16 protein-coding genes, 1 tRNA gene and 1 pseudogene are annotated in these 13,173 nt (G+C 35.0%); 7 read left to right on the top strand and 11 right to left on the bottom strand.

Going from position 1 to position 13,173, the window contains the following annotated elements; genetic code table 11:
- The first annotated feature begins 278 nt into the window (after positions 1–278).
- Positions 279–1,098 (top strand): annotated as a pseudogene (locus BW946_RS00755) (IS5/IS1182 family transposase).
- Positions 1,099–1,151: 53 nt separating this feature from the next.
- On the opposite strand, the gene BW946_RS00750 reads toward BW946_RS00755, so the two are convergent.
- Positions 1,152–1,604: an Hsp20/alpha crystallin family protein gene (locus BW946_RS00750; protein ID WP_076594531.1), complete on the bottom strand. Its 453-nt coding sequence runs from the start codon at positions 1,602–1,604 to the stop codon at positions 1,152–1,154.
- Positions 1,605–2,094: 490 nt separating this feature from the next.
- Here BW946_RS00750 and BW946_RS00745 point away from each other — a divergent pair, with 490 nt between their 5' ends.
- Both BW946_RS00745 and BW946_RS00740 read left to right on the top strand, forming a co-directional pair.
- Positions 2,095–2,745: a lysoplasmalogenase gene (locus BW946_RS00745; RefSeq protein WP_076594346.1), complete on the top strand. Its 651-nt coding sequence runs from the start codon at positions 2,095–2,097 to the stop codon at positions 2,743–2,745.
- Positions 2,746–2,756: 11 nt separating this feature from the next.
- Positions 2,757–3,737 (top strand): sterol desaturase family protein, encoded by a 981-nt coding sequence (locus BW946_RS00740; RefSeq protein WP_076594345.1) that lies wholly within the window; start codon positions 2,757–2,759, stop codon positions 3,735–3,737.
- 116 nt (positions 3,738–3,853) lie between these two features.
- Here the strand turns inward: BW946_RS00740 and BW946_RS00735 are convergent, their stop codons facing one another.
- The 3 genes from BW946_RS00735 to BW946_RS00725 all read right to left on the bottom strand — a co-directional run bounded on the left by BW946_RS00735 (position 3,854) and on the right by BW946_RS00725 (position 5,295).
- Positions 3,854–4,696 (bottom strand): GLPGLI family protein, encoded by an 843-nt coding sequence (locus tag BW946_RS00735; RefSeq protein ID WP_170872032.1) that lies wholly within the window; start codon positions 4,694–4,696, stop codon positions 3,854–3,856.
- An 11-nt stretch (positions 4,697–4,707) separates the two neighbouring features.
- Positions 4,708–4,887, bottom strand: coding sequence for a bacteriocin-like protein (locus BW946_RS00730; protein ID WP_076594343.1), 180 nt, complete (start codon positions 4,885–4,887; stop codon positions 4,708–4,710).
- A gap of 323 nt (positions 4,888–5,210) precedes the next feature.
- Positions 5,211–5,295: transfer RNA gene (locus BW946_RS00725), tRNA-Ser, on the bottom strand.
- 283 nt (positions 5,296–5,578) lie between these two features.
- Between BW946_RS00725 and BW946_RS00720 the strand changes: the two genes are divergently transcribed.
- On the top strand, positions 5,579–5,941 hold the full coding sequence (locus tag BW946_RS00720) for a helix-turn-helix domain-containing protein (RefSeq protein ID WP_317043132.1): 363 nt from the start codon (positions 5,579–5,581) through the stop codon (positions 5,939–5,941).
- Positions 5,942–6,014: 73 nt separating this feature from the next.
- Here the strand turns inward: BW946_RS00720 and BW946_RS00715 are convergent, their stop codons facing one another.
- The 3 genes from BW946_RS00715 to holA all read right to left on the bottom strand — a co-directional run bounded on the left by BW946_RS00715 (position 6,015) and on the right by holA (position 8,867).
- Complete coding sequence (locus BW946_RS00715; RefSeq protein WP_076594341.1) at positions 6,015–6,227, bottom strand: glyceraldehyde-3-phosphate dehydrogenase; 213 nt, start codon at positions 6,225–6,227, stop codon at positions 6,015–6,017.
- A 432-nt stretch (positions 6,228–6,659) separates the two neighbouring features.
- The gene (gene trxB, locus BW946_RS00710) at positions 6,660–7,601 is read right to left on the bottom strand and encodes a thioredoxin-disulfide reductase (RefSeq protein WP_076594340.1); all 942 of its coding nucleotides are present in this window, start codon (positions 7,599–7,601) and stop codon (positions 6,660–6,662) included.
- A 228-nt stretch (positions 7,602–7,829) separates the two neighbouring features.
- A complete protein-coding gene (gene holA, locus BW946_RS00705) occupies positions 7,830–8,867 on the bottom strand; it encodes a DNA polymerase III subunit delta (protein ID WP_076594339.1) in 1,038 nt (345 codons plus the stop codon).
- Between the two features lie 7 nt (positions 8,868–8,874).
- Between holA and BW946_RS00700 the strand changes: the two genes are divergently transcribed.
- The 3 genes from BW946_RS00700 to BW946_RS00690 all read left to right on the top strand — a co-directional run bounded on the left by BW946_RS00700 (position 8,875) and on the right by BW946_RS00690 (position 10,875).
- The gene (locus tag BW946_RS00700; RefSeq protein ID WP_076594338.1) at positions 8,875–9,306 is read left to right on the top strand and encodes a type I restriction enzyme HsdR N-terminal domain-containing protein; all 432 of its coding nucleotides are present in this window, start codon (positions 8,875–8,877) and stop codon (positions 9,304–9,306) included.
- A 150-nt stretch (positions 9,307–9,456) separates the two neighbouring features.
- Positions 9,457–10,068 carry an HAD family hydrolase gene (locus BW946_RS00695; protein ID WP_076594337.1) on the top strand — a complete coding sequence of 204 codons (612 nt, stop codon included), beginning with the start codon at positions 9,457–9,459 and terminating at the stop codon, positions 10,066–10,068.
- Between the two features lie 63 nt (positions 10,069–10,131).
- Positions 10,132–10,875: a dienelactone hydrolase family protein gene (locus BW946_RS00690; RefSeq protein WP_076594336.1), complete on the top strand. Its 744-nt coding sequence runs from the start codon at positions 10,132–10,134 to the stop codon at positions 10,873–10,875.
- 53 nt (positions 10,876–10,928) lie between these two features.
- Here BW946_RS00690 and BW946_RS00685 read toward each other — a convergent pair whose 3' ends face one another.
- From BW946_RS00685 to BW946_RS00670, 4 genes are all read right to left on the bottom strand, one after another.
- Positions 10,929–11,300: a cupin domain-containing protein gene (locus tag BW946_RS00685; protein WP_076594335.1), complete on the bottom strand. Its 372-nt coding sequence runs from the start codon at positions 11,298–11,300 to the stop codon at positions 10,929–10,931.
- Positions 11,297–11,824: a GNAT family N-acetyltransferase gene (locus BW946_RS00680; protein ID WP_076594334.1), complete on the bottom strand. Its 528-nt coding sequence runs from the start codon at positions 11,822–11,824 to the stop codon at positions 11,297–11,299. Before BW946_RS00680 ends, BW946_RS00685 begins: the two co-directional genes overlap by 4 nt.
- Positions 11,825–11,827: 3 nt before the next feature.
- Entirely contained in the window at positions 11,828–12,430 is a 603-nt protein-coding gene (locus BW946_RS00675; RefSeq protein WP_076594530.1) for a DUF2911 domain-containing protein, read from the bottom strand.
- Positions 12,431–12,652: 222 nt separating this feature from the next.
- Positions 12,653–13,165 carry a methylated-DNA--[protein]-cysteine S-methyltransferase gene (locus BW946_RS00670; RefSeq protein WP_076594529.1) on the bottom strand — a complete coding sequence of 171 codons (513 nt, stop codon included), beginning with the start codon at positions 13,163–13,165 and terminating at the stop codon, positions 12,653–12,655.
- Between the last annotated feature and the right edge of the window lie 8 nt (positions 13,166–13,173).

Genomic DNA, 13,173 nt, shown 5'->3' with positions numbered 1-13,173 from the left:
ATAAAGATTTTATATTGTCTTTAAGTATGTACTCATCTGATTGGTCCAAAAGATAATGAATCCTTTGCAATTCCTTTTCCTGACAGTGAGATATTTGAAATACAAAAAATATTGCAAAACATAAAATTCTGATCATAATTATGGCTTTTGCTACTACAAAACTAAATAATATTTTTCGATTTGTACTTTTTTGATATATAAGTCGTCTTGACTTTTTGAAAATATAAAGGAGTTGTAGAAATTTGTGTTGCAAAACATAAAAACTTCTTATCAACCCCATGTACAAAGTACTAAGCAAAGATACAACAGAAATGGAATTAGTCTCTTATCTGCCAACCCCAAAAAGAGGTTTTAAAACAGAAGTTACTTTATGTGAAATCGTTAATTGTATTTTGTATAAGCTGAAGACAGGTATTCAGTGGCATTTGTTACCGATACTTCATCTGTTCAGTGATAAGACGCTACACTATAAAACCATATTTGGTTATTACCGAAAGTGGTGCAAAGAAAATGTATGTAAAACTTGCTGGATAGGCTTTCTAAGCCAGAACAAAGGTAAGGTTGATTTATCCAATAGCAACTTGGATGGTAGTCATACGATAGCTTTAAGAGGCGGAGAGGAAGTGGGGTATCAGGGACGGAAAAAACATAAAACAACGAATGCTCTGTACTTTACGGATAGACAGGACCTTTCTCTTGCCATGTCGGAACCCGTTTCCGGAAATCACCTGACCTTTATGATATTGAGCTCCATTTTGATGAGATTATAAATACTTTACAGAAGGCAAGTATAGATGTGGATGGCATTTTCATGAATGCAGATGTAGGTTTTGGTGCCGAAAATTTACGTAGAATCTGTGAACAAAAAGGAATCATTGCCAACATTGCTCAGAATAAAAGAAATTCAGGAGTAGATAATGAATTATATTTTGATGAAGAATTATACAAAGAAAGATACAGCATTGAGACAACGAACGCATGGATGGATAGCTTAGATCTTTGCTTAATCGATTTGACACTACTGTATCCAGCTGGATTGGATTCAATTATTTAACATTCATTACTATCGCCTGCAAGAAATTTAAAAAGTCAAGATGACCTCATTATAAAAAAATTGGCTACTGTTTTGGCAGCCAATTTTGTAGTTATTTCTATGATATTTCAATCATTCTTGGTGGTTTCTGTTTCGCATCTTCCTTTTTCGGGATGGTTAACATTAAAAGCCCATTTTCATATTTTGCATTAATATTATCCTGATCCACAACATCTTTTGGAAGCTCAAAACTTCTCTGGAAAGATTGGTAACTGAATTCCCTTCTTGTGAAATTTTCATCTTTTGTCTCTTTACGATCTTCCTTCACTGATGAAATAGTAAGCAGGTTACCATCCAGCCTGATCTGAAAATCATTTTTATTCATGCCTGGTGCTGCGACCTGAACTTCATAAGCCTCTCCGTTCTCCTTTATATTTACCGATGGTACGGTTGTACTGGTAGATGAGTAATTGTTATTGCCCCAGTTAAAAAGTTCACGACCAAAAAAATCATCAAAGACATTTGAAAAGCCCAAATTGCTGTTTCCGTTTCTTCTTATTAGATTATTCATTGCAATCATTTTTAATTAAGTTTAACAATCATTAAAAAACACGTCAGCTGGCCAGCTGTATGTAAAAAATTACAAAAAAAATACCATTTGATTGAGTATGAAATTTTTTCCGGTTTTATGTCATTTTTTCAGCATTGGTGACACAAAACCCTGATCCTTAGAATATTCACCACTTTTAATAGTAGTCATACAATCCTAAAGTTCAGGGATGAAGAATTTTCCAAAAAATTCGAAAATTACTTTGGAAAAGATATGACTATCCTGTATAACTTAAATAATATTTCTAATAATAGTCTATTTCTAAAATATAAAACAAACTAAAGTGTAATGCATTGCATTTTTACAATTCAAAAGTATTTTATCTTAATTTTATCTGTAATTTAACAATCTGAGCTAAGTGTCAAATATAGAATGACTTGGTGCATACCTGAGATATATCCATATTGTAACAAGAAAAAAGATATTTAAAAAATTGTAATAAAATAATACAATGAAGAAATCTGTCAATATCAAATTGTTATTAGTCCTTCTTGCCATTGTTTTTGGATTTGATTTAGTATTTATTGCTATGGATCATAGTTCTTGGAGATTTTTTACCAAGCCACTGTTATTACCTATTATTATCTGGTTGTATTTTACTTATTCTAAACAAAATGTATTTCGGATCAACCAATGGTTTTTATCTGGATTAATTTTGAGCTTTTTGGGTGATGTGTTTTTGTTATTTGGATGGGGATTTATGCCCGGTCTGGGAAGCTTTTTGTTGGCTCATATTTGTTACATCATTTATTTTTTAAAGATTAAAAAGAAAAATGTATGGAGTTGGCTTCCCTTTGTTCTTCTATATTTAGGCTCATTTATTTACTATATATATCCTTATTTAAACGAAATGAATATACCCGTGGTGATTTACGGAATTACCATTGCTACGATGCTGTATTTTAGTATCAGTACTTATTCTTCATTATTAATCCTGGGAGCTGTTTTGTTTGTAATATCAGATTCCGTATTGGCCATTAATATGTTCGTACAGCATAGTATTGGGAAAGAACTTGTTGTGATGATTACTTATGTTTTAGCCCAATTGATGTTGGTGTTGGGAGTGGTTGGTATTGAAAAAAAGAACAGAATTATTCGATAAAATCAAGACTTATGAAAAGAAAAGATAACCGTTTTTTTCATAGTATTGGCCTATTCTATCCATCGGATTTTACTGATCCTGTTACTTATTTTATTCCTGTGTTTATCTTGTTGATATTAGGAGAGATATTTTTGTATCAGATTCCTCAAAAAGTATTCACAAAAAGACTCATCAAAGATAATGTATCGAGTATCGGATTGGGGATAGGGGCAGTAATGTTAGACTTTGGGATGAAAGCTATTTCATTATCCTACTTTTTTTGGATTTACAATCATTTTAGACTTACTGATATTTTCGGGATCAAAGATTTCAATAAATTCTTCACTTTAAAATGGCATGCAGATCACTGGTGGCTTTGGTTATTGGTTATGATTGTTCAGGATTTTGGCTTTTACTGGCATCATCGGTTGAGTCATAAAATCAGATTATTTTGGACAGGTCATGTCAATCATCACTCGGCTACTCATTTGAGTCTTGCTATTGCATTGCGTCAAGGATGGTTTGAAATCATATATCGGGACATTTGGTATATCCCTTTTATCATCATTGGTTTTCATCCTATTATGATTGCTATGATGCATCAGTTTAATTTGATTTTTCAGTTTTGGCCGCATACCAATGCTATTGGAAAATTAGGGTGGTTCGATAAAGTATTCAATTCTCCATCCAACCATCGGGTGCATCATTCTCGAAAAATTGAGGATTTAGATAATAACTATGGGGGCATTTTGATGATTTGGGATCATCTTTTCGGCACGTACAAAGCAGAAGAAAAGAAAACGACGGATTACGGAATCTATCATAACATCCATACTTATAATGTTTTTCATATCGTCTTTGATGAGTTTGGAAATATGATAAAGGATGTCCGGAATGCACCTACATGGAAAGCGAAATTGGGGTATATATTTAATGCTCCGGGCTGGCATCATAAGGATAAAGATGAGCGTATTTCTACTTTGAAGCGGGAATTAGAAGAAAAAATGAATTGATGGTTGTCTTGCATGAAAAGTGTAAATTACTGATAAAAACTCTTTATTAATTCAGAAACAGGCATAAACCTTCTACAACTTGTTAGACAAAGTAATGTTAAGAAAATAAATTTTCATTACTCCAATTCAATTGGATTATATGGTAGTGGGTCTGATTTAACAGATATCTGACTACCATCTTCATTGTAGGCTTTACCATGAAAAAAGCCAGGATTATCATTATAGTTTTGTAATACTTTTCTAAATTGTTCTCTTGTTACTGTTAATATTCTTTTTTCGTTCCTCAGATAGATTCTGTTAGGCTTTTTATCCATTGCTATTGCAGTAAAATGGAAATTACTTTTACTATCCTCAATTTCTAAAATTAAACCAGGTAAATTTTGAAAAACATACGGTCCGTTATTAATTGGGATTTCTTTAGAATACCAAGCTGTATATTTTCTACCTCTATATTTAGTTGTGGCTTTATTACATAAGTAACCCAATATATCTTTTGTCTCATTTTCGAGCTTCCATTCTATTACTGGCTGGTTCTCTTCGTATTGATAAGTTACATTTGCTCTATCCTGTACGATAACTTTATTTATTGAAAAATCTTTAACTAAAACATTTTTCCATTTATCAGGTAAATTAAGTGTTTGGTTTAATTCTTTAGCTCCTAGTTTTTCTAAATGACTAAAACTTAACATTAAAGAATCCTTTCGTAAGGAATTAAAATCTGAAAACCTTGAAAAATTCTTTCCCATTTGAAGTAAGCATATTGTTTCCAACTTCTTTTTTTTAGGGTCTTTTACAAATTCTAATTTGTAATAAATATTTTGATAACTACTGTCTATAATTTTTTCTTCATAGGAATCAGGTTTCATAGAGAAATTACCTGTTACAGTAATTTGAGCATTTGAAAAGAATCCAATCACTAAAAAAAATAACCGTAAGAAATTACGGTTACTATTAATCATACCGATTTGTTTTAGCATTTCACATCATTAAAATATTCTGCTGCTTCTTGTAATTCAGCCCAGTTACTATAATTATCCGTGCATAAAGAATAAAAAGCTCCACAAGGTGCAGTAACACCAACCCATTGACTACAAGTTCCTCCTGCTACTTTTTTAAGATCATTTCGAGATAATTTTTTTAATTTTTTCATTTGTATAATATTTTAAATTAGATAGCTAATATAACAATATAAATCATTCTAAAGAGAAAAATTTCATCACGTTAACCAGTTGTGAATAAATGATTTATGCCAACTTGTGCGTTATTATGATTTACAGATATTTGATTTAAAATGATATTGATAGAACTTTAGTTTTATCAAGAATGTGAAGACCCTTTTTAAAAGTTGTACCAGCTTTTTATATGTAGTTTAGCTACCTATATGAATAAGAAGCACCTCCCTTTGCAGACCGGAAATCAAGCAATTTAGGGCACAAAAAAAGGAGACGTTAAAAAAATAAACGTCTCCCTAAGCGGAGAGTGAGGGATTCGAACCCCCGGACCTGTTACAGTCAACAGTTTTCAAGACTGCCGCAATCGACCACTCTGCCAACTCTCCCTAAACTCCGGCTATACCGTTGTTTTCAGTGGTGCAAATATAGAACGATTTTTAATTTCTGCAAAACTTTTCCCACACAAATTTTAACAAAACTTAATAATAGACTAGAAATCAAGGGAATTATTTTTCGCTCTTTCGCAAAAGTTTCAATATAAAAATCTAAAACGACCATGTTTTCGGGAATCCCATTATAGAAAGGCTTTTATATGACAAAACTTACGGCTCTATTTACAAACATCCACATTTTTCACTACATTTGTAAAAACACAGGTATCCTATGACAATGGAAAAACTAAGAACATTAAGAAAACAGAAAGGCTATACGCAGCAGCAGATTGCGGATCTTCTTGCCACCGATGTCTCCAACTACAGCAGAAAAGAAAGTGGAGATGTCAGAATATTTGATGACGAATGGGAAAAACTGGCCAAAGCTTTGGAGGTTTCTGTAGAAGATATTAAGGAAGAGAAAACTTCTCAAATACAGCACAATGACAACCCTACTCTTAATGATAATTCAAGTATCAACTACAATCAGTACTGTAGTATCCCAGAATATATATTAGAAAGCCAGCAGGAATACATTAATCTTCTGAAAGAGCAGATAGAGACTTTAAAAGCAGAAAATGCAAAATACAAAAAGAGATAGTCTCTCCCTACATAAAGGATAAAAAGTGGCTTCCGTTGGAAGCCGTTTTTATTTTATATCTGTGAAAGGCTGCTTATTCCCGATCAACAATAGAAATGAAGCTGTTTTTTAAAAAATCAGACGGATATACAAACTGGTCTCCATCTTCTCCCTTTACTACAATAGCAGCCTGTTCATCGTTAAGGCATTTGTCCAATTGGGTTTTCATATCATTAAGCGCTCCATTGGGAACTTCAATAATGTAGGTTCCGGTAACATGTGTAACTTTTATGATTTTTGTTTCCATTTTGTTTTTAATTAGAAGCCAAATTTAGGAATTTTACAATTCTAATGGAATGCAAATTCAGGATCGTTTTGCCGTTTCACAAATATCTCAATGTTTTTGTTAGTTGTTTCACCATTCTGATTAAATTTTTGATGGATACTGCTGGAAAGTGCAAAGGCGCAAGAAATAGAAATATGAAGACCCTTTTAAGGCGCCAGGATTTTATCTCTGATAAAATTGATACCGTATACTCTCTGCTGAAAATCTCATATTGAGCGAAGTCGAAATGTTCTTGTGCCTTAAAAACTATAGATAGGATTAGAAAAAATTGACTTCTTTGCGATTACCTGACAAAAAATTAATAATAAAATACGTTGTGTTAAAAAAGAATCCATAAATAAACAAAAAAGCGCACCCATAGGGCACGCTTTGTATTGTATAAGCTAAATAAGATTAGTGTAATTCAGCTAAATATTTCTCTGCATCCATTGCCGCCATACATCCGCTTCCTGCAGCTGTAATAGCCTGTCTGTAAATATGATCCTGAACATCTCCTGCCGCAAATACTCCAGGAAGATTGGTTCTTGTAGAACCTTTTTCAGTTACGATATATCCATTTTCATCAAGATCTACCTGACCCACGAAGATATCCGTATTTGGTTTATGACCAATGGCGATAAAGATCCCTTCCACATCTACTGTAGATTTCTCCTGAGTCTGGTTATTGATGATTACCGCTCTTTCTACAAGGCTGTTTTCTCCTTCAATCCCGATTAATTCATGGTGAAATTTCACTTCAATATTCGGAGTACTTTCCACTCTGTGAACCATTGCTTTTGAAGCTCTGAAAACATCTTTTCTCACCAACAATGTTACTTTCTTACACAGTTTTGCAAGGTAAGTAGCTTCTTCTGCCGCTGTATCTCCTGCTCCTACTACCACAACGTCTTTTCCTCTATAGAAGAAACCGTCACACGTAGCACAAGCTGAAACACCACCGCCTGCATATTTTTTCTCATCTTCAAGCCCTAAATATTTTGCAGTAGCTCCTGTAGAGATAATTACTGTTCTGGCAAGGATCTCTTTGTTTCCTGCATATAATTTGTGAACACCGCCTGCTTCCCTGGAGAATTCAGCTTTAGTGATCATTTCGTAATGAACTTTGGTATCAAATCTTTCTGCCTGTTTCTGCAGATCCATCATCATTTCAGGACCTGTAATCCCGGCTGGATACCCTGGGAAGTTATCCACTTCCGTAGTTGTAGTTAATTGTCCGCCCGGCTCCAAACCTGTAAACAATTCAGGTTTTAAGTCTGCTCTTGCTGCGTAGATAGCAGCTGTGAAACCAGAAGGCCCAGATCCAACGATCACACAATCTAAAATGTTTTGCTCCATAATTTGCTTTGTTCGAAAAGATTTAATTTGAATTAGACCGCTAATTTCGGAATTTTTAATTTCTTTTTAAAGTTATTTTAATGATACTTGTCAATATCTGATATGTTGAATTTCAATGGTAGCTGTTCCGAGGTTCGGGTTGGTGTAAATTTAACATTTCTGTTTTCATTTCCTTTACCATCATACCTCAAATTGTGCACCTTGCATCCCGCTAGCTCATCGCTCGCCTCACACCTTCATTTTAATCTTGTCTACATTGATGATCTTGTACACCAGTTCTCTGATCAGCTCAGCTTCTCCCATATTTACGGCTCCCAGTCCTTTTCCTTTCATATCGAATTCACGGAGAATAGAGATGACTCTAGTGGCATGTTTCAGAGGATAAAGCCTGGCACTTTCTGCATAGTCTTTAATAAAATAAGGATTCACTCCCATCTGTGAAGCAATCGTCTGCGGAGACTGTCCTGCCATCGTCTGATAAATAATAACGTTTGAAAAATAATTGTAAAGGCTTGCCAGCATCATGACAAAAGGATTATTCTTCGGATTTTTACCCATAAAATGAGCAATTTTAAAAGCAGCATTGGCATTCTTAGTTCCCAAAGCCTTCTGAAGCTCAAAAATATTGTATTCTTTACTGATTCCGATATGGTTTTCAACAATTGTTCCGTCAAGAATTTCTCCTTCTTTAAGAATCATCTTCAGTTTGTTCAGTTCGTTGGCAATTCTTGAAAGGTCATTCCCCAGATATTCTGCCAGAAGATGAGAAATATTGGGAGCTGTATTGATTTTAAGCTTTGCACATTCATCCGAAATCCATTTCGGAAGATGGCTCTCCTTTACAGATTCACTCAGGAAGAGGGCTTTGGCTTTATCCAGGGCTTTGGCCGCCTTTTTTCTGCTATCCAGCTTCTTGTGCTTATGAGCAAAAACCAAAACTGTAGAAGGAACAGGGTTATCTACGTAAGATTCCAGAATTCTGTTTTCCTCTTCATTGAATCGTAAATCCTGAGCTTCTTTCACAATAATCACCTGCTTATCTCCCATCATCGGAAACTGTCTTGCCAGAGAAAGAACTTCCTGGTAAGAGGTATCTTTTCCGTAAGTAACGGTTTGGTTAAAAGCTTTTTCATCTTCTTCCAAAAAGTTATGTTCAAGGGCTTTTACCGCAACATCAATGAAGTAAGCTTCTTCTCCGTGGAAAAAATAAATAGGTAAAACTTCTTTATTTTTAATATTTTTGAGGATTAAATCTAATTCTTTCATCTTATTAATGGAACTTCCAAAACTGAATTTTCAGGAAACTTTTGATTTTAAATTCAAGAAAGACAAAGATAAGTTTTTTATTTATGATTTGGTTCGCAAAACTTATCTTCTGCTCACTCCTGAGGAATGGGTCAGACAGCACTGGATACATTATTATCTTATCGTAAAATCCTACTCCACATCGGCTCTGATTACCGAAAAAAAGATTGTTCTGAATGGTCTTACCAAAAGAATTGACCTGCTGGTTACTGAAAAAGCAGAACCCGTCATTCTGATTGAATGTAAAGCTCCGCAGATCAAACTAACGGAAAAAACATTTGAGCAAACCGCCAGATACAATTCTGTTATCGGAGCAAAGGAAATTATTCTGACCAACGGACTTCAGCATATCAACGCTTATTATGAAGACGGCCAGTACCAGTTTTACAGACCGGAATAAATAAAAAATACAAAATCATTTCCGTTTTTCACAATGATTACAACTGAAGACGTGATCATTCCCCTCTTCTGGAGGGGTGGCGAAAATTTAAAAATTTTTTGACGAGATGGTTCATAAAAATAGCAGTAACTCACAACAATATTAAATAGTATGAAAATAAAAAATATCATATTCGACTTCGGAGGAGTACTTATGGACTGGAATCCGAGATATTATTTCAAAGATTATTTTAATGATGACGAGAAAATGGAATACTTTCTTGAAAATATCGCACAGGATGAATGGAATATTGAACAGGACCGAGGAAGAAGCCTTGCCGAAGGAACAGAAATTCAGGTAAAGAAATTTCCTGAGTGGGAAAAAGAAATCCGCGCTTTCTATGACAACTGGACAGTAATGCTGAAAAGCGATATTCCGCAAAACGTTGAAGTTCTCAGAAAACTTAAAAATACAGATTATAAGCTATTTGGATTGACCAACTGGTCCGAAGAAACCTTCCCTTACGCCCTGGAAAACTATGATTTTTTCGAGATTTTCGAAGGTAAAATTGTAGTTTCAGGAACAGAAAAACTGATCAAACCAGATCCTGAAATCTGGCATGTTCTGTTAGACAGATACAATATCAAGGCTGAAGAATCGGTTTTCATTGATGATAATACAAAGAATATTAAAATGGCAAAATCGCTGGGATTCATTACCATTCAGGTTTTTCCGGATACAGATTTAACAAAAGAACTGAATGAATTGGGAGTAAAGGTTTGATTCTTTAAATATTTTCTTACTTTTAATCTGTTTTACAACCTACTAATTCACAAACCATTAATTATGATACGTTCTATCTTATTAACTGCAATGATTACGGCTTCGGGAAACCTTTTCAGCCAGAAACTTAAACCTGTTTCCTATCAGGACGGTTCACAGAAACTGAATGGCCTCGTCACTTCCAATGCAGGTAAAAAACTGCCCGGAGTACTGATTCTTCCAGCCTGGAAAGGTATTGACGAAGAAGCTAAAACAGCAGCCATTGAACTTGAAAAGCAAGGGTATATTGCTTTTATCGCGGATATCTACGGTGAAGGAAAAATTCCCACTGACAATGAATCTGCAGCAAAGAGTTCAGGGTATTACAAACAGAATTTTCAGGAATACCAGAAAAGAATTTCGCTGGCTCTTGAACAACTGAAGAAAAACGGAGCAGTTTCTGATAAAGTAGCTGTTATTGGTTATTGTTTTGGAGGTACAGGAGCTTTAGAATCCGCAAGAGGACATCTTCCGGTAGCAGGTGTGGTTTCTATCCACGGAAGTCTGGGCAGAGATCAAAGCCGAAAAAATGAAGCATTGAGTGCTAAAATCCTTATTGAAAATCCTGCGGATGATAAAAGTGTAACTCCTGATGATTACAACAACCTCATCAAAGAAATGAATGAAGGAAATGCCGACTGGCAGATTATCACATATGCCCACTCCAAACATACTTTCACAGATCCGAAATCACCGGATTACAACCCAACAATGGCCAAAAGAGCATGGAATCACACCCTTATGTTCCTGAAAGAAATTTTAAAATAAATATAAAAAAGGCAAATCTACGGATTTGCCTTTTTTATATTTTTGAAATTCTGTTAATCTACTCCTTCTTCTTCCCTGTGCACCAGCTCCATAGAAAATGCAGGAAGACAAATTGCAAGATATTCGCAAGATTCTGAAAACGGATTGCTGTAACGGATTCTTGCTCCTTTTTCAATAAGGATGCTTTGTCCTTTTTCAAGAACAACAATCTCTCCGTCTATTTCAAATTGCTTTTTCCCTGAAATAATATAGGTAAACTCATCAAATTCAGGAGTCTGGTGAGGCTCACTCCAATCCGGAGGTGCTATCATATGGGCAATAGAAATAGTAGAATTCCCTGTAGAGTTTCCCCAATGTTCTTCTATCAGTTTTCCGTCTGTAGTAGGCACTACAAATGGTGATTGTTGGATTTTATATTTCTTCATGTCCAATGTTCTTTTTTGATTTCATAAACAAAATTGGTTCTTGAAGGCTCTGCAAAATAAGCCACTTCTTCTTCAGATATTTTTTGTCCCCCCAATCTTTCCAAAGCTGTCTGCGAACGGAAATTCTCTTTTCCGATATGGAAGTGAACCTTATCTACAAACTGGAAGATATAATCCAGCATCAGCTTTTTAACCTGAGGATTAATACCTTTTCCCCATGATTTTGTTCCGTAGAAAGTATATCCGATGAAAATATGATTATCTCCTTCATCAAAATCATAATAACGGCTGCTTCCCAATACATCACCGGTTGCTTTCTCTATAATTTTGAAAGCACCTTTACTTTCCATAGCTCCCGTGAAAAAGTTTTCAAAAACTTCTCTCTTGTAACGATCTTTGTTGGGATGTTGCTCCCATACTTTCGGGTCAGAAGCTACTTCATACAAAGATTCGAAATCCCCTTGCTGTAAGGGGATTAATTGAAACTCTTCATTCTCTAAAACAGGCTGAACAGAAAAATTCATTATTTAGCTCTTTTTAGTAGAATCAGATTCTATTTTCTTGATTTCTTTCAACTTGTCGGAAATCTTGATTACGGTGTCTAATTTTGATGGTTTCAATGGAACTTCTGCCTGAGCCATATCCCATTTGATTACCAGGTTACCTGAATTTTCATCAGTAGGATTTAAAGTGATTTCAAACCACTCCTGTTTGTCAGCCAGCTTGTTAACCGGCACAGTAACATCTACTACATCCTGTTTAGGATCGTATGTATAAGCTCCCCATTGCTGAAAATCTTTATTCAGGATTACTTTCCATTCTTTTTCTGTAGGAACGATAAATAATCCGTATGTTCCCGCCTGCACTGTTTTCCCACCGAAGTTAACGGCTTGTCCGAAAGTAATTTTCGTAGAAGAATTAGCTCCTGCTCTCCAAACCTGGCCATAAGGAACCAATTCTCCGAAGATCTTACGCCCCTTCACTCCCGGTCTTCCATAATCAATGGTGATTTTGGACATTGAAAACTGCTGCTCTACTTTTTGGCGAGGACTTGCCGCCGGTACAGAATAATCCTGAGCAAAACTGAATGCTGAAACTGAAATGCAAACTGCTATTATTAACTTTTTCACGTGTAAATTTTTGCTTAAAATTACAAAAATCAAAACAAAACAGCTTTCATAAACTTCGTTAATTTTTTTTAACCGATATTTTTCTATGAAGATATTTTTTAACCAAGTGCCTGCAAAAAGTAAAATATCAACTATTGAACAATTTACTTTTGTTAATAGTTTTCTCATTTATAAGTTGGATGGAATGAAAAACAAAATAAGAATAAATTGTTTTTCATAGTTCTAAAATAAAATAGCCTTTTCCAGCTCCAGCAGCTTTTGCTTTCTCCAGATTCCTCCGGCATAGCCTACCAACTCACCGTTTGAACCTATCACACGATGGCAGGGAATTAAAATAGCAATTTTATTGATTCCGTTGGCTGTTCCTACAGCACGTATTGCCTTAGGGTTTCCTAATATTTCTGACTGCTGTTTATAGGTTCTTATTTCGCCCATCGGAATTTCACGCAGCAGCTGCCAGACCTTCTCCTGAAACTCTGTTCCCGTAGTAAATAACGGAACATCAAATTGACTTCTTTTTCCCTCAAAATATTCTTTCAATTCCTTTTCCAGCTGCACAAAATGACGATGTTCCTTTTCTACCATTTCTGCTTTTAAGGCCTTTGATAAAGCCGTCAGCTGTCTCTCAATACTCTTCCGGTCTGTAAATTCAAGCAGACAGATTCCCTGATCTACAGCACAGGCGATCATTTCTCCCAATGGGGTGGATATGTTTTTTTGGTGTATCATTTCCATTCGTTTAA

It is taken from the genome of Chryseobacterium sp. RU33C (assembly GCF_900156015.1).
Lineage (GTDB): Bacteria > Bacteroidota > Bacteroidia > Flavobacteriales > Weeksellaceae > Chryseobacterium > Chryseobacterium candidae.
The sequence above is the reverse complement of the archived record's forward strand: the minus strand, read 5'-3'. Positions and strand labels throughout refer to the sequence as shown.